Genomic DNA, 21050 nt, shown 5'->3' on the forward strand with positions numbered 1-21050 from the left:
GGGGAAATTCCCGGGCAGTTCCTCTTGCGCCTCGCCCGGTTCCGGAATGCGACTGCTCCATGCCGCACTGCGCGCCGCATTATTCCGCGTATTTGGCCGAGGTGTATGACGTGGGGTGTGCGGCGTCGAAATTCCGGTGAATGAAGTGCCGGCTGTGCGTGATGGGGAGTTGCCGCCCATCGCGCGCCTACGTCGTCAGGTCGCCGATCGGCGCTGTCGGTAGGCTCGTTGTTGGCAGGCGCGGGAGCAGTAGTCCCGTGGTCGCCCCCGGCGCGCCCCGTCGAACTCGGTGCCGCAGACCGAGCACCGTCCTGCGGGGAGCTGTTCCGCAGTTACATCACGCTTTTCGTCACTCAAGCGGCGGACGAGCAGTTCGACCCCGTCGAGAGTGCGGGCCAGTCCGAAGTCGAAGGGGTCCTCCGGCTCGTCGAACCCACCGGCCTGCCACAGGCGGCCGAGCGCCGGGTAGGGGGGCAGGTGCCTGACGAGCTCCTCCCGGCCGCGCCACCACTCGGTCTGGGAGACGCCGGACTCGCGCTCTTCCCGAAGGACCTCGTGGACCTGTAGGGCGGCGGTCTTCACGAAACCGCCGACCAGTTGGACCACCGCGATCACCTGGGAAGCCGGCAGCCCCGTCCCCTCGGCGATCCGCAGTGCGCGGTCGTAGTCGGCCATGATGTTCGGGCCGGGCAGTCGGCGACTGCCGGCGGTGTGCACGAACCACGGATGCCGCAGGTGCAGGGCCCAGTGGGCGCGGGCCCACGCCTCCATGCCGCTGCGCCAGTCACCGTGGTCGGGCTCGACGTGCTCGGGCGCGGCCATGTCGAGTTCGCCCGCCACGGCGTCCCGCATCAGCTCGATCAGCTCCGCCTTGCCCGGCACGTGCCGGTAGAGCGACATCGTCGTGAAACCCAGCCGCTCGGCCACCCGGCGCATGGACAGCGCGGCCAGCCCGTCGGCGTCGGCGACCTCGATGGCCGCGGCGACGATCCCGGCCAGGTGCAGCCCCGTTCTGCCGTGGCTCTCCGTGGCGCCCCAGAGCAGTTCGACGGTGCGTCCAGGATCCGCCGCCGTGCTCTCCTCGGTCATGCGCACTCACCTTCCCATCCTTGACGCCCACCCTAGCCCGGCGTTTATGGTGTACGCCGCCCGTGTACGGCATAAACTCCTTGGGGGAAGGTACGCCCATGCTCGACGCCCAATCCGACCGGCCCGACCGCACCGATCGGCTCTACGTCGCACCCTGGGGTCGTGACTCCTGGCCCGGCACGTTTGACCAGCCGTTCGCCACCCTCGCCGCGGCGCAGCGGACCGTTCGCGCCCGCACCGCGGCACTGCGCTCCGACCTCGTGGTCAACCTCCGCGCCGGCACGTACTTCCTGGACGCCCCCTTGACCCTGGACGCTGCCGCGGGCGACTCGGGGGAGGGCGGTCACCGGGTCGTCTACCAGGCCCACGGCTACGGAACTCCCCGGCAGGAGAAGGCCGTTGTCAGCGGCGGCCGGTTGATCACCGGATGGCGTCCCGGCGAGGTGGACGGCAGTTGGCGGGCCGACGTGGGTTCGCTGGAGACCCGGCAGCTGTATGTGAACGGCCGGCGGGCACCCAGGGCCTCGCTCAGCCCCGGACTCCCTGGCAATGTGACGAAAACCGAGACCGGTTACGTCACGGACAGTACGGCTCCGCAGAGCTGGCAGGACCCGACGAGCATCGAGTTCGTCTTCCCGTGGGTGTACCCGTGGTCGGAGGCCCGCTGCCGCATCGCCGAGATCACCGGCGATGCGCGCTCCACTACCGTCACCCTCGTCCAGCCCGCCTTCGCCCGGGCCCGTGAGCTCTACTCCGCCACCTGGGTCGGCGACCGGCAGGCGCACCCCGAAGGCCCTCGGGACACCCGATGGGACGGCCTGGCCCGGCCGTTCTCGGCGGAGAACAGCGTGAGTTTCCTGACCGAACCGGGCACCTTCGTCCTCGATCGACGCGTCCCCGGCCGCCACGTCCTGCACTACCGTCCGCTGCCCGGGGAGGACCCGGCCGAGGCCGAGATCATCGCCCCGGTCCTGGAGAGGATCGTCGTCGGCCGGGGGACCGAGGAGAACCCCCTGCGCGACGTGACGCTGCGGGGCCTGACCTTCTCCCACGCCGGCTGGACCGAACCGGACGGGCCCCACGGGTTCCTGCACTTCTTCGCCAACACCTACTACGCCGGCGGAGAACTGCAGAAGGTCGAACTCGCCGAAGGGAATGCGCACTTGACGATCCCGGCAGCGCCCCGGTTGCTGCCGGCCAACGTCGAGTTCACCGCCGCGGTCCGGGTCGCACTGCACGACAACGGGTTCACCCATCTCGGTGCCGGGGCGATCGGCTTCGCCGGCCCGGGCCGCGCCAACGCGGTCGTCGGCAACCGGATCGAGGACGTCTCCGGAAGCGCCGTGACCGTCACCGCCGGCACCGGTACCGAGATCCGGCAGAACCTGATCCACCACATCGGCCGCGAGTACCACGGCTCACCCGCGGTCTGGGTGATGGACGCCCGCGAGGTGACGGTGGCTCACAACGAGATCCACGACGTGCCCTACAGCGGGATCGTCGTCACCGGCGGCAGTCGGGCCGCCCGGGTCCAGGTCACCGGGAACCTCATCCACCGCACCATGACCGCGCTGGCCGACGGCGGCGGCATCTACCTCAACGGCAGACAGGGGTCGAGCTACGCCGACGGCACCGTGGTGCGGGGCAACGTCGTCCGCGACACCGTCACGCCCTACAACTTCGGCCTCTACACCGACTACGGTGCCGCCTGGGTGACCGTGCAGGGCAACGTCGTGCACCGCAGCGACACCCCGATCGTGCTGCGGGTGACGCCTCCGTTGGAGAACGTGGCCTTCCTCGACAACTTCTGGGACGACCACCCGGCCGAGGCCGACACCCCGCCGAGCGGAGTCACCCTCGCGAGGAACACGGTGCTGCCGAAGGACGGCTTCGAGGAAGCCCTGGCCGCCGACCCCGCCGGCGCGGCCATCCTGGCGTCCGCGGGCCGGGACACTCCGCCCGTCACTCAGTCGCTCACATAGCGAGACGCCGAGCTCGGAATGTGGAAGCTGCCCGCCGTGTTGCAGCCAACGGAACGGTAGGCGTTCCGACTTGAGCACGGAGGTGGCGACCAATGGACCTGATGATCGACGACAAGGTATTCCTGGTCACGGGAGGGACCAGGGGACTTGGACTGGCAGCCGCGCGAGTCCTCACCGCAGAGGGGGCCCGGGTGGTCGTCTCCTCGCGCAGCCAGGAAGCGGTGGACCAGGCCGTCGCGGAGCTGGGCGGCCCCGACCACGCGACGGGCCTGGTCGCCGACAACGCCGACCCCGAAGCGGCCGACCGCATGACAGCGGCCGCACTGCAACGCCACGGACGCCTGGACGGCGTTCTGATCAGCGTGGGCGGGCCCCCGACCGGCCCCCTCACCACCATCACCGACACCCAGTGGCGGGAGTCCTTCGAGTCCGTCTTCCTCGGCGCCCTGCGCGTCGCCCGCGCGGCTGCCCCGGTCCTGCCCGAGGGAGGCTCCATCGGCTTCGTCCTCTCGCTGTCCGTGAAGTCCCCCTGGCCGAACATGAGCGTGTCCAACGGGCTCCGTCCAGGGCTCGCCATGGCCGCGAAGACCCTGGCCGACGAACTGGGCCCGCGCGGCATCAGGGTCAACGGCTTCGTGGTCGGCTCCCTCGCCACCGACCGCCTCACCCAGCTCGAACGGGCCACCGACGACCCCCAGGAGACACGTGCCCGACGAACCGCCGACATACCGCTCCGCCGGTACGGCACCCCCGAGGAATTCGGCCGCCTGGCCGCCGTGGTGCTGTCACCGGTGGCCTCCTACACCACCGGCAGCATGATCCACATCGACGGGGGCGCCACCCGTTCCCTGTGACAGATGAGGGGCCCCGCAACCGGACCTGTGCCGCGTCGGCGAACCACTCGCGCGGAACGACCAGGGCCCCGCACGTCCTGCCTCACCGGCGTTCGGCGGCGATCAGGAGGTTGGGCAGGCTTCTCCCGTGCGTAGGAGAACATTCCGTCGGTGGGTTCGACGCCGGTGACGTGCGTCCCACGGGCGGCGAGCATGCGGCTGAAGTAGCCGTGCCCGCACCCGGCGTCCAGGACGCGGCGTCCGCGCACATCGCCGAGCATGTGCAGCGGCACCGGGTTGATCAGGTGGCGTTCGGCGAAGTCGCCGTCGGGCTCCATCGCCTCCAGCGCCTCGCGGGGAATGCGGTTCCACTGTTGGATCGCTGCGTCGTTCGTCGGTTGTTTCGTCACCGGGATGAGCTTCCCTCGGCTTCGGGCGGACAGCCCGCTCTTCGGATACGGCTGGCCGCGATGCCGTTGTGTGCGGTGCGCAAAAGGCTTGACCGCGAGGCGAGTTGGGGATCGATACTCGGACGGTGGGACAGTGGAGCGGGAGACGGGGGGCTGTCGATGGGTGCGGTCAGGGACGACGGGACACAACGGGCGCGGGACTTGGCGCGGGAGGCCGTACGGCGGTTGGCGCCGGAGGAGTTGGCGCTCTTCGAGGGGACGGCCGAGGCGTACTTCGACGATCCGAGACGGGGGGACCGGAAGGTTCGCCAGGAGCCGCTGGGGATCGGCATCGACGCCGTGGTCATCGGGACGCTGACCCAGTTCGCGCTGCCGGTCGCGTCGGCCGTGGCCGGGAACATCGCCACCGATGTGCTGCGCAGGGAACGCCGACGGGGCTGGTGGCGCCTGGGGCGGCGCGGCGGTGGCGGCGACGGCGGTGATGGTGACGGCAGTGACGGCGGTGGCGGCGGCTCGGCCAATCCGTTCGCCGCGCCCGGCGCCGTACCCGCCGTGGAGCAGAACGGCGGGACGCAGTCCCGGGCCGAGGAGACGGTGCGGCTGCGGCGGATCGCCTACGACCGGGCCATCGCCCTGGGGCTGCCGCCCGCGCAGGCGGAGCTGCTGGCGGACGCGATCGTCGGTGGGATGCAGGCGCCGCCGGCTTCCGGCGAGGAGGGGACCACCGCATGAGCGCCGCGTCGGCCCCCGCGGTCGGCGCCGCCGTGGCCATGCCGCATCCGTTTCGGATGCCGTCGGGGACGTCGCTGCGGTTCGCGTTGCTGATCCTGAGCACCTCCACGGCCATGGCGGCGGAGTTGGGCGGGTCGGTCGGCATCGCGGCGTACTTCGGGCTCGGCGGCGATATCGGCAGCCTCACTGGGGGCCTCACCTGCGCCGCCAGACACATTCGCGACACGGCGACCGACCCCGGGAAGTTCGCCCGCATGTGTCCGCAGCCGGGCCTCGGCCACGAGACCGTGCTGGAACTGGCGGCCCTGGCGACACTGTGGCTGGCCATCGGCGTCGTCTACTGGCTGCTGCCGGCCTACCGGATCCGCCGGCGCCGCCTGCGGCCGTTGCCGGTCGACGGACTCGCCGACATCCGGCGCACACTCGACGAGTTGGTCGCGGTGGCCGAGCTGCGCTGCCGGGTGTGCTTCGTCGTCGACTGGCGCGTCCAGGAACCCAGTGGGCTCGCCTTCGGCCGGGTCGGGCGGCGCCAGGTGATGCTCAGTGCCGGACTGCTCCAGCTGCACCGGCGGGATCCCGAGGCATTTCGCGCGATCGTGCTGCACGAACTGGCGCACCTGCGCAACCGGGACGTGGACATCGCCTTCGTCACGCTGATCTGCTACCGGCTGTTCATCGTGGCCGTCGCGATTCCGGTCGCCGTCACCGCGCCCTTCGCGCTGCTGGTCGGCTGGCTGTTGCTGCCGTCGAGCGGGCTGGCGATCTTCCAGCTGCTGCAGATCCTCGCCCAGTGTGCGCTGGCGGTCACCGTCGCCGTCACCAGCACCGCGGTGCTGCGCAGCCGCGAGTTGTACGCGGACGCCCGGGTCGCCGTGTGGACCCGCGGCGCCTCCTCGCTGCCCCGCTTGCTGGCCGCTCGGCACGGTCGGCAGCCGGTCGGGCATCGTCTGCCGCCCTTCCTGCGCCCGCATCCCCCGGCGGAGAAGCGGCTGGCGGCCCTGGGCGACACCCGGCTGCTGTTCGGCTTCGGCCCCTGGGAGGCGTTCGGGCTGGCCCTGACCTGCTCACTCGTCTACGAGCGGATAGCGCAGTGGACGGAGGAGGCCGCCCGCCTCACGGGCCGCGGCAGCCCGCTGACCGCCGTCCTCCCCTCCGTCGTGCTCGGCGGTGGCGTGGCGATGGGCATCTGGCATGCGGTGCTGGCCGCACGGCTGAACCACGGTCGGTGGCAGGGGGCCCATCGCACGGGGCTCGCCATGGCGGCCGGGCTCGTCGTGGGGACCTTCGGGGATCGGTTGCAGAGCACTGCGCTGGTCCTCGGCGTCGCCGACTCGTTGCCGGTCCAGCTGTCGTGGTGGCTGATCCTCGGAGCCGTCGGCTACGGATTCGTCCGGTGGAACGCGGCGACGGCCCGGGTGTGGGCACCCGTGGTGCTCGCCGGCCGGCGTCCGTTGCTGCTGGTCGTCGGCGGGTGCGCGGTCGGCGTCGCGCTGTTGAGCATCTGCCTGGCGCACGTGTACGCCGCCGGCATCCCGGGCTTCCAGCTGCTGTCGCTGCCGCGCCCGCTGAACCTCTTTCCGACGCCGTTGGACTTCCTGGGGTACGTGTACTCCACGGCCTTCATACTCACCCCGCCGCAGTGGGTGATCGCCCTGATCGTGGTCACGGTCGGGTTCCCGCTCGCCGCGCGGCTCGGCGCCCGGCTCTCCGCGCGGCGTCGTGCCGGGGCGCCCGCCGCAGGTCCCGAACGGTTCCTGCTCCAGGCCGTGTCGGCCGACGACGCGGCGGCGCTCCTGGCTCCGCCGCGGCTACGCTCTTCGGCGGCGCTGGGGCACGGGGTGGTCTTCGGTGCCGCAGCCGGGCTCGGGTTGTGGCTGTGGCACCTGTTCTGTGCCCTGGTCGTCCCCTGGCCGATCGCGTGGGTCGGTACGGTCTTCCCTGTGTATCAGCTGGCGTTGGCGGTGTTGCTGCAGCTCGCTGTCGGCTTCGTCGTCGCCTGGCGCCACGCCCGCGGCGAACTGCGCGCGCTGCACGGCATTCTCGGCACCCTCGGCGCGGGGCTGGTGGTGCCGTTGGCCGCCATCACCGCACGCGACCACTTCGCCTGCGTACGGTGGGGCACCGGTCACGCTGCCTGCCGGGTGGTGCCCGACGTGGCGTTCGCGGTGTCGGCGACACCGCTCGTCATGGCCTGGACCGCGGGCCTGGCCGTGCTGCTCATCCCGGTGTGGACCGCGTTGCGCGATCGTGGGCGGCGCCGGGTGGCTCCGGTGTGAGGGGCGGCGGCTCGCCCGCCGTGCCGCCCCCCTCAGCAACCGCGGTGGCTCAGGCGGCGGGTGCGCCGTCCGGTGTGAGGCGCTCGAACGCCACCACGAGGTGCTCCGGGCCGCGCAGGATGGCGTTCTCCCGGTACGGCGGCGGGTCGGTGACCAGGCGCGGCGACTGGAGCCTGCGGGCGATGGCGGCGAGCGCTATCTGCGCTTCGGCCCGGGCGAGGGTGGCACCGATGCAGTAGTGGATGCCGCCGCCGAAGCCGAGGTGGGCGTTGTCGCGACGGTCGGGGACGAACAGGTCGGGGTCGGCGAAGCGGTTGGCGTCGCGGTTGCCCGCGGCGAGCATCAGGCGGATGCGGGAGCCCTTGGGGATGGTGGTGCCGGCGATGTCGATGTCGGCCAGGGCGCTGCGGCCGGACATCTGCACGGGCGGGTCGTAGCGCAGCACCTCCTCGACCAGCGGGGTGGCCAGGTCGGGGTCGGTGCGCAGCCGGGCGAGGACGTCGGGGTTGCGCAGCAGGGCGAGGGTGCCGTTGGCGATCAGGTTGACGGTGGTTTCGTGACCGGCGATCAGCAGCAGGCCGAGCGTGACGCGTAGCTGTATCGGGTCCATCACCTGGTCGGGGTCCTGGTGGAACATCAGGCCGGACAGCAGGTCGTCGCCGGGGCTGGTGCGGCGCTGGGCGATGAGCCCTTCGAGGTAGTCGATCAACTCGCCGCGGGCTGCGTCGAGTTCGCGCAGCTCCTCTTCGGTCTGGGTGTCGACGGGGTCCAGGCCCCGGGTGAGTCGGCGGGCGAGGCTGCCGAAGAGGGGCTCGTCCTCGCGGGGCACGCCGAGCAGCTCGCAGATCACCGTGACCGGCAGCGGGTAGGCCAGATCGGCGACGACGTCGAGTTGGCCGGGCCCGGTGCCGGTGTGGGCGTCGAGGAGCCGGGCGACCAGCTCGCCGAGGTGGTCGCGCATGCCCATGATCCGCGGGATGAACTCCTGGGTGACCACGCGGCGCAGTTGGTCGTGGCGGGGCGGGTCCTGGAGGAGCAGGCTCCGGGCGGCCTTGGGGGCCTTGTTCTGCGGGTCGAGCCGGTCGGCGCTGCTGCGCGGGTCGTGCAGCAGCTGCCGGATCTCCTGGTAGCCGCTGATCAGCCAGGAGCCGTCGTCCATGCGCGCGACCGGGTGCCGGAGCATCTGGGCGTAGTGCGGGTAGGGGTCGGCGCGGTTCTCGTACCGCAGGGCCTGGGCGAACAGGTCGGTGGCCGAGGGGGTGGTGGCTGTCGTCATGGGAGCTCTCCGTTCACCGGTGTGCGGTCGGGGCCGGCGCGCTGGCTGACCGCGCGCCGAGGGCGTGGTCCGGGGTGCTGCCGGCAGCGCGGCCGGGGAATGCGGCGTCGACGGGGTCGAGGTGGTCCGGGCCGTCGGTGGCGCCCAGCACCGGCGGGAACGGCGCACCGGCTTCGATGAGGGCCGCGTACCCGTCCAGCACGCGGGGGGAGTCGACCGCCACGGCGCCGACCAGCCTGCCCTGAAGGCCGTAGGCGGCGACGAACTGCCGTCGGTCGAGGGAGCCTTGGGTGACGACGACCTGGTCGGCGAGGGCCGGCACGCCGATGGACTTGAGGTAACGGCCGAACTGCTGGGACCAGAAGGCGGGCAGCGGCCGGTGGACGAGCTGCTCGCCCGGGCCGTGGGTGAGGTTGTGTGCTGCGGTGCGCGCCTGGGCGACGGCGTTGTCCCAGTGGTCCAGGCGCAACAGCTGCCCGGGGTAGCGGGGGTGCGGCCAACGGGCGACGTCACCGGCGACGAAGACGTCCTCGACCGGCCTGCCGTCGGCGGTCAGGGCCCGGCAGCCGGCGTCGCTCACCACGCCCCGATGGTCGGCGGCGAGCTCCGAGCCGGCCAGCCACTCGGTGTTGGCCAGGGCGCCGGTGGCGACGACGGCCACCTGGGCGTCCACCGTCGTGCCGTCGGACAGCACGGCCCGGCGCAACCGGCCGGACGGATGGCCTTCCAGGGTGCGGACCGTGGTGTGCGGCCGCAGGTCCACCCCGGCCTCGCGGTACCAGTCGGCGGCGGCCCGGCCGATCACCCCGCCCAACGCACTGGCCAACGGCGCCGCGCCGCGCTGTGTCACCGTCACCGAAAGCCCCAACTCCCGGCAACTGGAGGCGACTTCGCCACCGGTGAAGCCCGCGCCGATGACCAGCACCCGGGAGGGGCCGGCCACCAGCGCGCCGCGCAGCCGCTCGGCGTCCTCGCGGGTGCGCAGCACATGGACGCCGCCCAGACGGCCGCCGGCCTGCACGGGCCAGGGGCGTGCCCGGGTGCCGGTGGCGATCAGCAGCCGGTCGTACGCGACGCTCCGCCCGTCGGCCAGTTCCACCCGACGGCCGGGCACATCCAGCCCGGTGGCGGGGGTGCCCAGCAGCCAGCGGGCGTCGATGTTGCGGACCCGGGGCAGCGCGATGTGGTCGCAGCTCAGCCGACCGGACAGCACCGCCTTCGACAGCGGTGGCCGGTCGTACGGCGCGTGCGGCTCCGCGCCGATCAGGGTGAGCTCCCCGGTGAACCCCTCGTCGCGGAGGGCCTCGGCCGCGCGCAACCCGGCCAGTGAGGCGCCGACCACCACGATCCGGCCGGTACGCAGCCCTGCTGCGGCCGAGGCGGTCACCGGTCGTCTCCGCTCGCGGTGGGCGCGGGCTCGGTGGCGCCGGCGAGCGTGATCGCCTGGACCGGGCAGGCGGCGGCGGCCCGCGCCACCTCGCGGCGGACGCCGGCATCGGGCGCGTAGTCGTACTCCAGTGATTCCTCGCCGTGGAACCGGAAGACGGTCGGGGCGGCGTAGACGCACTGTCCGTAGCTCTGGCAGCGGTTCAGGTCCACCACCAGTCGTAGGGGCGGTGGCGGGGGCTGCGTGATCATCTTTCTTCCCTTTCCTCGCTGGTCAGGGGCCGAATGAGGCGGGGAACGCGGCGTGCGCCGGTCAGGCCCCGGGCCGGTGATGGCGAGCGACATTCAGATAGTCACTACTATTCGGACTGTACACGCTATCCGAGTGTTGACATAGCGATCCCTATCCGAATAGCTTTGTGAAGGTGAATGCTGAGAGTGAGGAACCGGTCCGTCGGCGATTGAGTCGCGCGGAGGCCAAGGCCCGCACCCGGGCGCTGCTGCTGGACGCGGCCGCGCGGGTCTTCGCCCGCAAGGGCTTCACCGGCGCCTCCGTGGAGGAGATCGCCGAGTCGGCGGGATTCTCCATCGGCGCGCTGTACTCGAACTTCGGGAGCAAGGAGGCGCTGTTCCTCGAACTGCTCTCGCACCGCCAGACCGACCGCATCGCCGAGGCCGCCCAGACCCTGGACCGGTACGAGCCGGGCACCGGGGAGGCCGCCGCCGAGCTCGGACGCCTCCTGATCGACGTCGCCGACAAGGACATCGACTTCGCCCCGCTACAGGCCGAGTTCTGGCTCTACGCGGTGCGCAACCCGCACGTCCTGGAGTCCATGGCGGCCAACCTGAGCGGACCTCGCCGGGCGCTGGAGGGCGTGATCAGCACGTCCCTGGCCCAGCAGGGCGCCCCCGCCGGGGTCTCCGCGGAGGCCGTGGCCACCGTGGTGGCGGCACTGTTCGGCGGCCTGGTGCGCCAGCGGCGCATCGACCCCGACAGCGTGCCCGAGGAGCTCTTCGGCCAAGCCCTGAAATGGCTGTTCGTCGGCATCAACGCCGGCACGGCACCCGCCGCCACCGACGGCGACTGAGCAGGACCCCCGCCCGTACCCCGCCAGTACCCCAACGAGCGGAGCATCGGTGCGCGTGCCGATGCTCCGCGGCGTCCGGTGAACGCTCACCCGCTTCCTTCGAAGGAACCGCCTTCATGCACGCTCACCGCAGGACCCCCCATGCCCACGACACGCCGGCCGCCGGCCCCCGCACGCTGCGCCTGCGCTATGCCGCCACCGGCATCTTCATGGCGTTCACCTGGATCGGCGAAGGCAACGCACCGGCGTGGGAACACGCCCTGCGCACCCTCGTCATCCTGCTGATCCTGCCGCCCCTGCTGCTGCGGACCAACCGTCGCCTCACCCAGGAGCTCTACGAGACCACCCGGCCCACCCGGGTCATAGCCCGACTGGTCACGGCCAGAATCGTGATCATCGCGGCCGCCTTCGGCACCAGCGCCCTGGTCGGTCACCTGCTGGACCCGCACACCGGCCGCTCCCCGGTCGTGCCGGTCGCCGGCCTCGTGCTGCTCCTCCTCAGCATCCCCGTACAGGTCCGCCGGGCCCACCGCACCCGGGCCGACCGCAGTCACCCCGCGACCCGGCCCACCCTCTCCGCACCACGCCTGATCGTCGCGAAACTCGCCCTGATCATCGCCGCGCTCCTGGCCCAACTCCTGCTGGGCGCCTACGTGGACAACGCCACCTACGTGGTCGCGGCGGCCATCGCGATCACGGCAACCGTCCTGGGCCCCGCCGTGCACGGGTGGCTGCTGGTCGCCCCGGCCCCCGCCCCGGAGCGGGAACCGGTCGGGGACGCGGCCTGATCGCCGCCGGGCCGGCCGGACCGGTCGTGTGCCGGGCCGGCAGCGGCCCGGGCCCGCCGGCTCAGGGGAGGCGGAGCACCGGCTTGATGACCTCACCCGCGGTCGCGGCGCGGGCGGCGTCCTCGATCTCGTGGAACGGGAATTCGGTGATGATCTCGTCGAGCGGGAGGACGCCCTGGCGGTAGCGGGCGACGAGGCGGGGGATGAAGTCGGCCGGCGCCGCGTCCCCCTCGATCACACCGCGGATCCGGACGCCCTTGGTCAGGACGGTCATGATGTCGAACTCGGCGCGTCCGCCGACGCCGACCAGGGCCAGCGTGCCGCGCTGAGCGAGCGCCGCGATGGCCTGGGAGATCACCTCCGGCTGCCCGGTGGTGTCGATGGCGAAGCCGGTGCCGCCCTCGGCGTGCTCGCGGACCGCGGCCGCGACATCCTCCACGGCGCGGGGATCGACGGCCGCCACGGCACCGAACCGGAGCGCCTTGGCGCGCCGGGCCGGCAGCGGATCGACGGCGATGACGCGACAGCCCTCGGCGACCGCGGTCATCACGGAGGTGAGCCCGACACTGCCCGCGCCGAAGACCGCCACCGAGGATCCCCGCGGCGGGCGCAGCACGTTGAGGATCGTGCCGGCACCGGTCTGCACCCCGCAACCGAGCGGCGCGGCGACCGCCGGCGGCAGGTCCGCCGGCACCTTGACGACGTTGCTGACGTGCGCGAGGGCGTACGTCGCGAAGGACGACTGGCCGAAGAAGCTTCCGTAGACGGCGCCTCCGTCCCCGGCCCGGGACAGCGGGGTGCTGCCGTCGGGCCGGGTGCCGCTGGCGTTGAGGGCGAAGATGCCGGTCTCGCAGTAGGCGGGGTGGCCCGCCGCGCACTGCCCGCAGGCGGTGCAACTGCGGTAGCTCAGGCATACGGTGTCACCCGGCCGTACGGAGGTGACCTCGTCGCCGACGGCCTCGACGGTGCCGGCGCCCTCGTGGCCGAACACCATCGGGCTGAGCTGCCGCGGCCACTTCTGCCGGGTGCTGAGGTCGGTGTGGCAGATGCCGGCCGCCGCGATCCTGACCAGGACCTCGTCGGGCCGGGGCGCGTCGATGACGAGGTCGTCGCGGAGGGTGAAGGGCCCTCCGGGGGATTCCACGACGGCTGCCTGAATGCGCATCAGTTTGCTTGTCTTTCTGGCGAGTTGGCGGGCGGAACGGCGGGGGAGGGGGCGGTGTGGAAGAGGTCGGGGGAGGGGAGGCGGGTGGCCCGGGGCGGGGCGCTCACTCGCGTTCGAGGAGGAAGTAGAAGTGCCGCCCGTCGTCGAGCACCTCCTTGCCGTTCATCACGCCCAGGAGCGTGCTGTCGTCGATCCGCTTGAAGTGGTCGATGACGGGCTGCCCGTCGTACACCATCGAAGCCGTGGACTCCCCGCGGAACTCGACCATCCACAGGCTGGCCTCGCCCTTGCCCGCCTCGACGTTGGAGAACAGCGCGCCGTCGGCGCCGCGGCAGATCAGGGGCTGCACGTCGCTGGGGGAGTGGAAGCGCTTCCCGTGCCAGTCCGCCGCCGTCAGCAGGCTCTCCACCCGGTGGCCGGTGACGAACGCGCTGCCGCGCCAGGCACCGAGGATCTCCTCGGGGCGCACCGTCGGCAACGCCGCCCACAAGGCGTCCAGTTCGTCGACGGACACCTTGCCGCCGGCTGAGCGGATCCCGGTGATGCGGTCGCGGGCCTGCTCGACGTCCATGGGGGTCCCTTCCTGTGGGAGCGTGCGGATGCGGACCCGACCCTACTGAACGCGTCGGCCTGATGTTCGGGGGCGGGGCCGGGGGGCGGAGAGTTGGCGATGATGTCGGATTCCTGCCAGACACCCGACGGCGCCCGCTGATTGGCTGACCGCATGACCACGACACAGGCGGAGCGGGCCCGACTCTTCCGCTCCCTCCACACCCCTGCCCGTCCCCTCGCGCTCGCCAACGCCTGGGACGTGGCCAGCGCGCGCGTCATCGAGGCCGCGGGTGCCCCCGCGATCGCCACCACCAGCGCCGGTGTCGCCTGGGCGCTCGGCTCGCCGGACGGGGACGCCCTCGCCCGCGACCGGGCCCTGGACCTGATCGCCCGGATCGCCGCGGCCGTCGCCGTGCCGGTCACCGCGGACATCGAGGGCGGGTACGGGCAGGACGCGGCCGGTGTCGCCGAGACGGTCACCGGGGTGCTGGAGGCGGGCGCGGTCGGCGTCAACATCGAGGACGGCACCCGGACCCCGGCCGAGTTCCGGGAGCGGCTGACGGCGGCCCGGGGCGCGGTGGAGAAGTCCGGCGGGCAGCTCTTCCTCAACGCCCGCGTCGACACCTACCTGTTCGGCCTCGGCGACCCCGCCACCCGGCTGCAGGACACCCTGGAACGGGCACGCGGCTATGTGGAGTGCGGCGCCGACGGCATCTTCGTCCCGGGCGTCGCCGACCCCGACACCGTCAAGGCCCTGGCCGCGGAGCTCACCGTGCCGCTGAACGTCATGGCCGGCCCCGGAGCCCCGGACGTCGCCGCGCTGGGCGCCCTCGGCGTGGCCCGGGTCAGCGTCGGATCGGGGGTGGCCCAGGCCGCCTATGCCACCGCCCGCCGCGCGGCACAGGAGCTGTACGGCACCGGCGGCTACCAGTCGCTCGCCGACGGCATCGCCTTCCCCGAACTCAACGCGCTGTTCGCCCCGCGCTGACCGTCCCCCTTCCCAGGGACACCGGCCCCGTGGTGGTGCGGGGCTGTCTGTCCGGGCGGCGCGATCGGCGGAGACGGAGCCCGCTGTCCGGTGTCCCGTCCTGGGGGCCTTCCGGAAAGCGACTCGACATTCCCTGGCAATAGGTGAAGTGGCCCTGCCCAGACGGAGGTTGTGCCACAGTGGAGCGCCGACCCCGGCGCATGCCGCGGGTCCGCTTCGATTCACGTTGGTCATCAGGGGTGACATGATCACTGGTAATGCGACGCCGCTCCCGGGGTGGCGCGGTGGCGACGGCAACGCTGCCTATCTGGACAAGACCCTGCGGTACCAGCCCGTCGAGCTGGCCCTCAACGAGAGCGTCCCCGGCAAGACGATCTTCTTCCTGTGGTTGCGGGCGGCCGTCGCCGGATGCGTGGTGGCGGCGATCCCCACCTGGATCGGAATCGTCTCGCTGATGGCGGACCTGGGGTCGAGCCAATCCTCCGCCTCGTGGAACGGCGAAGCGCCCAGCAGCGGTGGCGCGGGCGGGGCCGGATGGTTCGTCTTCGCCGGCCTCGCCTCGTTCGCGGCCTTCCTGGTCGTCCTGCTCATGACCCGGCTGCCGGAACCGGTCGGCGAATGGCGGGTCCTGTTGCCCGATCGCCCGGACCGCGCCGAGACGGTGTACGCGACGATCCTGCAGACGCTCGGCAGCCGCGGATACCCCCTCGCCCCCCAGCCGTTCGGCCCCCGCATCACGCTCAACAACGCCCCGTACACCGCCTATGTCTCGGTGTTCAACTACGGCAGCAGCCTCTACCTCGGCTGGATGATGTGGCGTTCGCGCCGTGGCACGGAACTGATGGCCCAGTTCCTCGGCGACTTCTTCCGCGCCCTCAGGGGCGACAACGGCATCGAGCGACAGATGCTGCGCAGCGAGGGCGCCCGTGCCATGCGCGAGGCCGTCCATCTCGCCTGCCGCGAGGGGCTGATGGTCGCGGTGGAGGCGCCGGCCGTACCTTCCGCGCCGCCGGCGGGCGGACCGACCGCGCCGGCGGCGGGCGCCACCCCGCCGCCGCCCGCCGTTCCGCCCATGGTTCCCCCCGTTCCTGCCGTGCCACCGCAGCCCGCGGAGCAGCAGCCCCGGCACGGCGGCGAGGCCGGCCCCACGGCATGAGCGTCCTGGTCCACACCGGGCCCGCGGGAGCGTGGGCCTGGGCCGGGCTCCGGCTCGCACCGGAACCGGCGATGTCCGAGAACGGCGCCCACGTCGGGTTGCCCGAGGCCCAGCGCCGCCGCGAGGCGACCGACCTCGAACAGGTCTGGCTGTCGCGGCACTGGCAGCCCGACGGCCGGGCCTTCGAACTGCGCTACGCCGCCGCGCCCGGATCCGCCGTGGCCTGCACGCTGTTGTGCCGGATGCCCGGCCCCGACGGCCCCACGGCGTCCGCCGCCGTCCTCGCCCTGCGGGCGGCGCTGGCCGACTGCCCCCGGCACGTACGGGCCGAGCCCATCGAGGACGTCAGGGAACTGCACACCGCTCTGGTCCCCTTCGACCGGGTCCCGGCCGGCCTCGCCGAGGTCCGCAAGCGGCTCTCCTGGGCGTGGCTGAACCGGCGGGACACCGACTTCCGCCTGGGTGTGGCCCTCGCCCCGCTGGGCGGGGAGGCGGTGAGCTGGGAGCCGGTATGGGACGCGCTGGCCCGTGCGGGCGCCCCCACCGTCGCCGCGATCTGCCTGGAGCCCCATGCGCCGGCGCCCGAACTGCTCTCCTACCTCGGCTACTTGGCCCGTGAGTACGGCCGGCTCGCCCAGCCCGGCCGCCCCAACCCGGTGTTCACCCAGTACATCCCGCCCGATCCGTTCGCGCAGCGCGCGGCGCCGCTCTACCACGATGCGCTGGGGGCCCTCGCGGGCCGCGGCTACCGCCTGCGGGTCTCGCTGGCCGCTACCGGCGACACCGCCCTCCCGCTCGCCGAGCAGCTCGCCGCGACCCTCGCGCCGTACACCGCGGGCGCGGGCGGCGCGGTGGCCCGGCCGGTGGCGCCGTCCGAGGCCGCGGACGCCTGGACCAACCTCACCGGCATGCACCGCACCTGGCTGGAGCGCACCTACCGGCAGGAGGTGCCCCAGCCGCTCGGCGAATGGGAGAAGATCCTCGCCGATCTCGTCGATCTGCCGCAGGCCACCGCCGCCTTCCGCTTCCCCTACGAGATCCCCGGCCGCCCGCCGCTGTTCGCCACCGCCCGGCGCAGCGGCCCGACGACGCCGGACGGGAGCGCCCCGGCCGCCCCGGGCCCCGACCCCCACGCCCCGAAGTTCTGAACTCGCCCTGCTTCTGCGCCTCTTGGAGACCCCGTGCAACCCCTCACCTTCACCTTCGACGCGCCGGCCGACGAGGCCGACGACCTGGCCCGGTCCCTCGCCCGCTGGCTGAACGACGACGAGGACCTCAGCGGCGCGGCACGGCTGCGGATGGTCCCGCCCGCGCCCGGGGAGCAGGGCGGCCTCGCGGACGCCGCCGAGGTGCTGAACGCCGCGGGGCCGGTGCTGGACGCGCTGGTCGCCGCCGTCGGCGTCTGGGTCGGCCAGCGGTTCCGGAACCGGAGCGTCAGCCTGAAGGTGACCCGGCCGGACGGCACCCACATCGAGCTGTCGGCGACCGACCCGCGGGACGCCGCCGCGGTGGAGGAACAGCTGCGCCGGTTCCTCGAACCGGGCTCCGGCGATGCCGACTGAGCGGCACTCCCGGGCGCAGCCGCCGCCCTGGCCGCCGATCGTCCCCGCCCCGGGGCGGTCGGCCGCCGTACTGATCGGCACCGCCACCCAGGTCGTGCCCAGCACCCTGCCGCAACTCCCGCAGGCCGCGGCCAGCGTCACCGCGCTGACCACCGAACTGACCGGCCCGTACGGCCTGTTCGATCCCAGTGGTGTCCACCCGCGGGTCGATCCGCCCACCCCCGCCGATGTGCTGCGGCTGTTGCCCTCCCCAGGCGGGGACCAGCTCGACCTGGTGCTCTTCTACTTCGCCGGCCACGGCGTACGGGCCCAGGGCGACCGGCTGTGCCTGGCGCTGCCCGGCTCGGTGGACGACGAGGACCGCGCGGAGCACACCTCGCTGCCGGTCACCGCCCTCTTCCAGGCACTGGCGTCCGTCCCGGCCCGGCACAAGGTCGTGGTCCTCGACTGCTGCTTCGCGGGCCGGGCCCTGGACGCGCCGCACGCGGCCGACGTCCATGTGCTGACCGCCGCGGGCCGCTCGAAGAGGGCACGCACCCCGCAGGGATACCCCCGGACCGGCTTCACCGCCACCCTGCTGGAGCTGCTGGCCGAGGGGGTCCCGGACGGTCCCGAGCACCTCGATCTGACCACCCTCTACCGTCACCTTGAGGTCGGCCTCCCCGCGGCCCGCCTCCCCAGGCCCCTGCAACGGGCCTTCGGCGACAGCGGCGACCTGGCGCTGTTCCGCAACCGCGCCCACGGCACCGCGGCCACCCGCCCCGGCCTGCTCGCCCGCGCCCGCTTCGCCGAGCGGCTCACGGCAACGGCCTCCTGGGGCGGCAACCGCCGGCTGCGGCACGCGGCGGCCCGCTTCGCGGCGATCGCCTCCGACGCCGCCGCCCATCTCGGCCCCACGGACCCCGACACCTTCCGCTACCGCCACGCCCATGCCTCCGCGACCGGCGCCGCGGGCGATCCGCTGCGCGCGTCCGCGCTGCTGCGCGAGGTGGTCGCCGACTGGGAGCCGACGGCCCCACCGGACGACCCGGGCCTGGTGGCGGCCCGCGCGAGCCTGGAGGTCTGGCAGGCCCGGGCGGGCGCCGCGGCCCCGGCCCCCGCGCTCGGCGAGGCGGGGGCGTAGGCCGTCCCTCGTCGTCCCCTGCCGGGCGAGTCACCCGGGAGGACGTCTCAGGCGGCCGGTCGGAAGGCGAGCACCGTGGCATGGCCGCCGAAGCCCAGGGAGTCGCTGAGGGCGAGGCGGACGGTCTGGCGGCGGGGGCGGCCGGTGACGAGGTCGAGGGCCGGGGCGTCGGGGTCGGGGTGCCGGAAGTTGGCGGTGGGCGGGACGAGTTGGTGTTTTACGGTCAGCGCGGTCAGTGCGGCCTCGATCGCACCGGCGGCGCCCATGGTGTGGCCCAGCACGCCCTTGGTCGAGGTCACCGAGGGCCCCGCGGCCCCGAAGAGTTGGGCCAGCGTCGCGGCTTCCGCACGGTCGTTGAGGGGGGTGCTGGTGCCGTGGGCGTTGATGTGGTCGATGTCCCGTGGGGTGGCGTCGGCGGAGCGCAGCGCCTCGTGGACGGCCAGCCGCAGACCCCGGCCCTCCGGGTCGGGGGCCACCGGGTGGTGGGCGTCGGCGGAGATGCCGTGGCCGACGAGGCGGGCCTGCACCGGGGCGCGGCGGGCTGCGGCGTCCGCGGCGCGCTCCAGCACCAGTACGCCCGCGCCCTCGCCGAGCACGAACCCGTCCCGATCGGCGTCGAAGGGGCGGGACGCGCGGTCGGGGGCGTCGTGGCGGCGGGAGAGCGCGCCCATGCGGGCGAAGGCGGCGGCGCACAGCGGTGTGACCATGGCGTCGGCGCCGCCGGCCACCGCGATGTCGCAGGCACCGGCGGACAGCAGCAGCGCGGCCAGCGCCACCGCGGAGGCGCCCGACGCGCAGGCCGTCGCGGTGTGCAGGACCGGGCCCCGGGCGCCGAGCGCGATGGCCAGCTGCCCGGCGGCCATGTTGGGCAGGAAGGCGGGGAGGGTGAGGGGGGAGACGGCACGGGGGCCGGCGTCGCCGAGTTTGCGGAGTTGCTCCTCGTAGGTGCCCACGCCGCCGGCCGCGGAACCCAGGACGATCGCGACGCGGGCGGCGTTCCAGGCGGACGGGTCCAGCCCGGCCGCGGTGACCGCCTCGTGGGCGGCGGCCAGCGCGAACTGGGTGCAGCGGTCGTACTGCCAGGGCCGGGCGCCGGGCACCTGGGTGCGTGGGTCGAAGCCGGGGACGCGGCAGGAGAACCCGACCGGCAGACCGGCCAGTTGCGGGTCCGGCGCCGCGGTCCCGTGGCCGGCGCAGACCCCTTCCCACGTCGCCGCGGTGCCGGAACCGGCCGGGGTGACCAGGCCGATTCCGGTGACCGCGAGACCCGCGTCGTTGACGGGGGTGCTCACCGCGGGGCTCCTCCCCGGTCGGCGGGGGCACCATCGGCGGACAGCTGGGTCGTCACGGCCTGCGCCACCTGTTCCAGGGTGAGTTCCGCGGCGGAGTCGTCCTCGTCCAGCGGGATGCCCCAGTGTTCCTGGAGGGTGACGTAGAGCTCGACGACGGCGAGCGAGTCGAGTTCCAGGGCGGCCAGGGTGATGTCGGGGCGGATCTCCTTGGCGTCCACCTCGAACTTGTCGGTGAGGAGGGTCACGAGGTGGTCGTAGACAGGGTCCATGAGGGGGTCCTCCGGTGTGCGGGTCGGGTCTTGGCGCTGGTCGTGCGGGGTTCCGGGAGGCGGGCGAGGGGGCGGGCGGCGGGCCAGGTCAGGGCCGCCGAGGCCCAGGTGAGTCCGCCGCCGAAGGCGGTCAGGAGGGTGGGCGTGCCGGGGCGGATCCGGTGCTGGGCGGCGGTGTCGGCGAGGGCCAGCGGGATGGACGCGGCGGCGGTGTTGCCGATGTCGCGGAGGTTGCCGTAGCGGTGGCGGGGCGGGATGCCGACCCGGTCGGCGACCGAGTCGAGGATCCGCTGGTTGGCCTGGTGGCCGATGAACGCCCCGACCGCGGCGGGCGGCCAGCCGGTCGTGGCCAGGACGGCGAGCGAGGACTCGGTCATCCGGCGCACCGCCTGCCCGTACACCTCCCGGCCGCGCATCCGGAAGTAGTGGTCCTCGCGGCACAACCGTCGTGTCGGGTCGGGCAGTCGCGCGCCGCCGGCGGCGATCGCGATGAGGTCGCTGCCGGCGCCGTCGGAGCCCCAGTCGGTGGCGGCGACGGCGCCCGGCTCGGCGCGGTCCCCGGCGCGCAGCAGCACCGCGCCGGCGCCGTCGCCGAAGATGACCGCGGTGTCCCGGTCCAGTGGGTCGATGATGCGGGAGTAGGTCTCCGCGCCGATCACCAGGGGCCGGCTGCAGACACCGGTGCGGATCAGTGCGGTGGCGACGACGAGTCCGTAGAGGAAGCCGGAGCACACCGCGGCCAGGTCGAAGGCGGGCACGGTGCCCAGGCCCAGCCGCTGGGCGACCTCCGGTGCGGTCGCCGGGCAGCGCCGGTCCGGCGTGGTGGTGGCGACCATTACCAGGTCGGCGCGGGCCTGCGCGGATTCCTGGGCGGCCCGGCCCGCGGCCACCGCGAGGTCGCCGGTGCTGGTGTCGTCCTCGGCCTCCCGGCGCCGGGCGATGCCGGTGCGGGAACGGATCCACTCGTCGCTGGTGTCCAGGACGCCGCGGCGCCGGACGTCCTCGTTGGTCAGCACCCGCGGTGGCAGGCAGCTGCCGATGCCGTCGAGCACGGCTGTGGGGCTCACCCTAGTCATGGCGGTA

The 21050-nt window shown here is 73.5% G+C and carries 21 protein-coding genes; 11 read left to right on the forward strand and 10 right to left on the reverse strand.

The annotated features are described in order from the left end of the window. Positions 1–195: 195 nt before the first annotated feature. Complete coding sequence (locus MOV08_RS39945; protein WP_275311058.1) at positions 196–1089, reverse strand: TetR/AcrR family transcriptional regulator; 894 nt, start codon at positions 1087–1089, stop codon at positions 196–198. A gap of 98 nt (positions 1090–1187) precedes the next feature. Between MOV08_RS39945 and MOV08_RS39950 the strand changes: the two genes are divergently transcribed. Both MOV08_RS39950 and MOV08_RS39955 read left to right on the forward strand, forming a co-directional pair. Continuing rightward, positions 1188–3071 carry a right-handed parallel beta-helix repeat-containing protein gene (locus tag MOV08_RS39950; RefSeq protein WP_275311059.1) on the forward strand — a complete coding sequence of 628 codons (1884 nt, stop codon included), beginning with the start codon at positions 1188–1190 and terminating at the stop codon, positions 3069–3071. 92 nt (positions 3072–3163) lie between these two features. Further along, positions 3164–3925, forward strand: a complete 762-nt coding sequence (locus tag MOV08_RS39955) for an SDR family oxidoreductase (RefSeq protein ID WP_039639116.1) — start codon at positions 3164–3166, stop codon at positions 3923–3925. Here MOV08_RS39955 and MOV08_RS39960 read toward each other — a convergent pair. Further along, on the reverse strand, positions 3871–4314 hold the full coding sequence (locus MOV08_RS39960) for a methyltransferase domain-containing protein (RefSeq protein WP_275311060.1): 444 nt from the start codon (positions 4312–4314) through the stop codon (positions 3871–3873). The two genes, MOV08_RS39955 and MOV08_RS39960, sit on opposite strands and share 55 nt — an antisense overlap. Before the next feature lie 159 nt (positions 4315–4473). Between MOV08_RS39960 and MOV08_RS39965 the strand changes: the two genes are divergently transcribed. Next, complete coding sequence (locus tag MOV08_RS39965; RefSeq protein ID WP_275311062.1) at positions 4474–5046, forward strand: hypothetical protein; 573 nt, start codon at positions 4474–4476, stop codon at positions 5044–5046. Further along, entirely contained in the window at positions 5043–7322 is a 2280-nt protein-coding gene (locus tag MOV08_RS39970; protein ID WP_275311064.1) for a M56 family metallopeptidase, read from the forward strand. Before MOV08_RS39965 ends, MOV08_RS39970 begins: the two co-directional genes overlap by 4 nt. 49 nt (positions 7323–7371) lie before the next feature. Here the strand turns inward: MOV08_RS39970 and MOV08_RS39975 are convergent, their stop codons facing one another. The 3 genes from MOV08_RS39975 to MOV08_RS39985 are packed head-to-tail and all read right to left on the reverse strand — an operon-like array spanning position 7372 to position 10236. Continuing rightward, positions 7372–8598 (reverse strand): cytochrome P450, encoded by a 1227-nt coding sequence (locus tag MOV08_RS39975; protein ID WP_275311065.1) that lies wholly within the window; start codon positions 8596–8598, stop codon positions 7372–7374. Between the two features lie 13 nt (positions 8599–8611). Beyond that, complete coding sequence (locus tag MOV08_RS39980) at positions 8612–9985, reverse strand: NAD(P)/FAD-dependent oxidoreductase (protein ID WP_275311067.1); 1374 nt, start codon at positions 9983–9985, stop codon at positions 8612–8614. After that, positions 9982–10236 carry a ferredoxin gene (locus tag MOV08_RS39985; RefSeq protein WP_039639124.1) on the reverse strand — a complete coding sequence of 85 codons (255 nt, stop codon included), beginning with the start codon at positions 10234–10236 and terminating at the stop codon, positions 9982–9984. Before MOV08_RS39985 ends, MOV08_RS39980 begins: the two co-directional genes overlap by 4 nt. A gap of 173 nt (positions 10237–10409) precedes the next feature. On the opposite strand from MOV08_RS39985, the gene MOV08_RS39990 reads away from it, so the two are divergent. Both MOV08_RS39990 and MOV08_RS39995 read left to right on the forward strand, forming a co-directional pair. Continuing rightward, positions 10410–11072 carry a TetR/AcrR family transcriptional regulator gene (locus MOV08_RS39990; RefSeq protein ID WP_275311069.1) on the forward strand — a complete coding sequence of 221 codons (663 nt, stop codon included), beginning with the start codon at positions 10410–10412 and terminating at the stop codon, positions 11070–11072. Between the two features lie 116 nt (positions 11073–11188). Beyond that, positions 11189–11860 (forward strand): hypothetical protein, encoded by a 672-nt coding sequence (locus MOV08_RS39995; RefSeq protein ID WP_275311070.1) that lies wholly within the window; start codon positions 11189–11191, stop codon positions 11858–11860. Between the two features lie 61 nt (positions 11861–11921). On the opposite strand, the gene MOV08_RS40000 is transcribed toward MOV08_RS39995, so the two are convergent. Further along, entirely contained in the window at positions 11922–13028 is a 1107-nt protein-coding gene (locus MOV08_RS40000; protein WP_420834320.1) for an NAD(P)-dependent alcohol dehydrogenase, read from the reverse strand. A gap of 100 nt (positions 13029–13128) precedes the next feature. Continuing rightward, entirely contained in the window at positions 13129–13596 is a 468-nt protein-coding gene (locus MOV08_RS40005; RefSeq protein WP_275311073.1) for a DUF4334 domain-containing protein, read from the reverse strand. 153 nt (positions 13597–13749) lie between these two features. On the opposite strand from MOV08_RS40005, the gene MOV08_RS40010 reads away from it, so the two are divergent. From MOV08_RS40010 to MOV08_RS40030, 5 genes are all read left to right on the forward strand, one after another. Beyond that, on the forward strand, positions 13750–14565 hold the full coding sequence (locus MOV08_RS40010) for an isocitrate lyase/PEP mutase family protein (protein ID WP_275311074.1): 816 nt from the start codon (positions 13750–13752) through the stop codon (positions 14563–14565). Between the two features lie 244 nt (positions 14566–14809). Continuing rightward, on the forward strand, positions 14810–15721 hold the full coding sequence (locus tag MOV08_RS40015) for a hypothetical protein (RefSeq protein WP_275311076.1): 912 nt from the start codon (positions 14810–14812) through the stop codon (positions 15719–15721). Positions 15722–15792: 71 nt separating this feature from the next. Then, complete coding sequence (locus MOV08_RS40020) at positions 15793–16869, forward strand: hypothetical protein (RefSeq protein WP_275311078.1); 1077 nt, start codon at positions 15793–15795, stop codon at positions 16867–16869. Positions 16870–16902: 33 nt separating this feature from the next. Continuing rightward, positions 16903–17283 carry an effector-associated constant component EACC1 gene (locus tag MOV08_RS40025; RefSeq protein WP_052287199.1) on the forward strand — a complete coding sequence of 127 codons (381 nt, stop codon included), beginning with the start codon at positions 16903–16905 and terminating at the stop codon, positions 17281–17283. Further along, entirely contained in the window at positions 17273–18406 is a 1134-nt protein-coding gene (locus tag MOV08_RS40030; protein ID WP_275311080.1) for a caspase, EACC1-associated type, read from the forward strand. Before MOV08_RS40025 ends, MOV08_RS40030 begins: the two co-directional genes overlap by 11 nt. A gap of 47 nt (positions 18407–18453) precedes the next feature. On the opposite strand, the gene MOV08_RS40035 is transcribed toward MOV08_RS40030, so the two are convergent. The 3 genes from MOV08_RS40035 to MOV08_RS40045 are packed head-to-tail and all read right to left on the reverse strand — an operon-like array spanning position 18454 to position 21043. Then, positions 18454–19698: a beta-ketoacyl-[acyl-carrier-protein] synthase family protein gene (locus MOV08_RS40035; RefSeq protein ID WP_275311081.1), complete on the reverse strand. Its 1245-nt coding sequence runs from the start codon at positions 19696–19698 to the stop codon at positions 18454–18456. Continuing rightward, the gene (locus MOV08_RS40040) at positions 19695–19967 is read right to left on the reverse strand and encodes an acyl carrier protein (RefSeq protein ID WP_275311082.1); all 273 of its coding nucleotides are present in this window, start codon (positions 19965–19967) and stop codon (positions 19695–19697) included. Before MOV08_RS40040 ends, MOV08_RS40035 begins: the two co-directional genes overlap by 4 nt. After that, a complete protein-coding gene (locus tag MOV08_RS40045; RefSeq protein WP_275311083.1) occupies positions 19940–21043 on the reverse strand; it encodes a beta-ketoacyl-ACP synthase III in 1104 nt (367 codons plus the stop codon). Before MOV08_RS40045 ends, MOV08_RS40040 begins: the two co-directional genes overlap by 28 nt. Between the last annotated feature and the right edge of the window lie 7 nt (positions 21044–21050).

The sequence above is a fragment of the Streptomyces yunnanensis genome (assembly GCF_029011865.1).
GTDB lineage: Bacteria > Actinomycetota > Actinomycetes > Streptomycetales > Streptomycetaceae > Streptomyces > Streptomyces yunnanensis.

Excerpts from the sequence above, each read along its gene's own strand:
- MOV08_RS39945 (WP_275311058.1), bottom strand. The coding sequence starts at position 1,089 with ATGACCGAGGAGAGCACGGCGGCGGATCCTGGACGCACCGTCGAACTG.
- MOV08_RS39950 (WP_275311059.1), top strand. The coding sequence starts at position 1,188 with ATGCTCGACGCCCAATCCGACCGGCCCGACCGCACCGATCGGCTCTAC.
- MOV08_RS39955 (WP_039639116.1), top strand. The coding sequence starts at position 3,164 with ATGGACCTGATGATCGACGACAAGGTATTCCTGGTCACGGGAGGGACC.
- MOV08_RS39965 (WP_275311062.1), top strand. The coding sequence starts at position 4,474 with ATGGGTGCGGTCAGGGACGACGGGACACAACGGGCGCGGGACTTGGCG.
- MOV08_RS39970 (WP_275311064.1), top strand. The coding sequence starts at position 5,043 with ATGAGCGCCGCGTCGGCCCCCGCGGTCGGCGCCGCCGTGGCCATGCCG.
- MOV08_RS39975 (WP_275311065.1), bottom strand. The coding sequence starts at position 8,598 with ATGACGACAGCCACCACCCCCTCGGCCACCGACCTGTTCGCCCAGGCC.
- MOV08_RS39985 (WP_039639124.1), bottom strand. The coding sequence starts at position 10,236 with ATGATCACGCAGCCCCCGCCACCGCCCCTACGACTGGTGGTGGACCTG.
- MOV08_RS39995 (WP_275311070.1), top strand. The coding sequence starts at position 11,189 with ATGCACGCTCACCGCAGGACCCCCCATGCCCACGACACGCCGGCCGCC.
- MOV08_RS40005 (WP_275311073.1), bottom strand. The coding sequence starts at position 13,596 with ATGGACGTCGAGCAGGCCCGCGACCGCATCACCGGGATCCGCTCAGCC.
- MOV08_RS40010 (WP_275311074.1), top strand. The coding sequence starts at position 13,750 with ATGACCACGACACAGGCGGAGCGGGCCCGACTCTTCCGCTCCCTCCAC.
- MOV08_RS40015 (WP_275311076.1), top strand. The coding sequence starts at position 14,810 with ATGATCACTGGTAATGCGACGCCGCTCCCGGGGTGGCGCGGTGGCGAC.
- MOV08_RS40020 (WP_275311078.1), top strand. The coding sequence starts at position 15,793 with ATGTCCGAGAACGGCGCCCACGTCGGGTTGCCCGAGGCCCAGCGCCGC.
- MOV08_RS40030 (WP_275311080.1), top strand. The coding sequence starts at position 17,273 with ATGCCGACTGAGCGGCACTCCCGGGCGCAGCCGCCGCCCTGGCCGCCG.
- MOV08_RS40040 (WP_275311082.1), bottom strand. The coding sequence starts at position 19,967 with ATGGACCCTGTCTACGACCACCTCGTGACCCTCCTCACCGACAAGTTC.
- MOV08_RS40045 (WP_275311083.1), bottom strand. The coding sequence starts at position 21,043 with ATGACTAGGGTGAGCCCCACAGCCGTGCTCGACGGCATCGGCAGCTGC.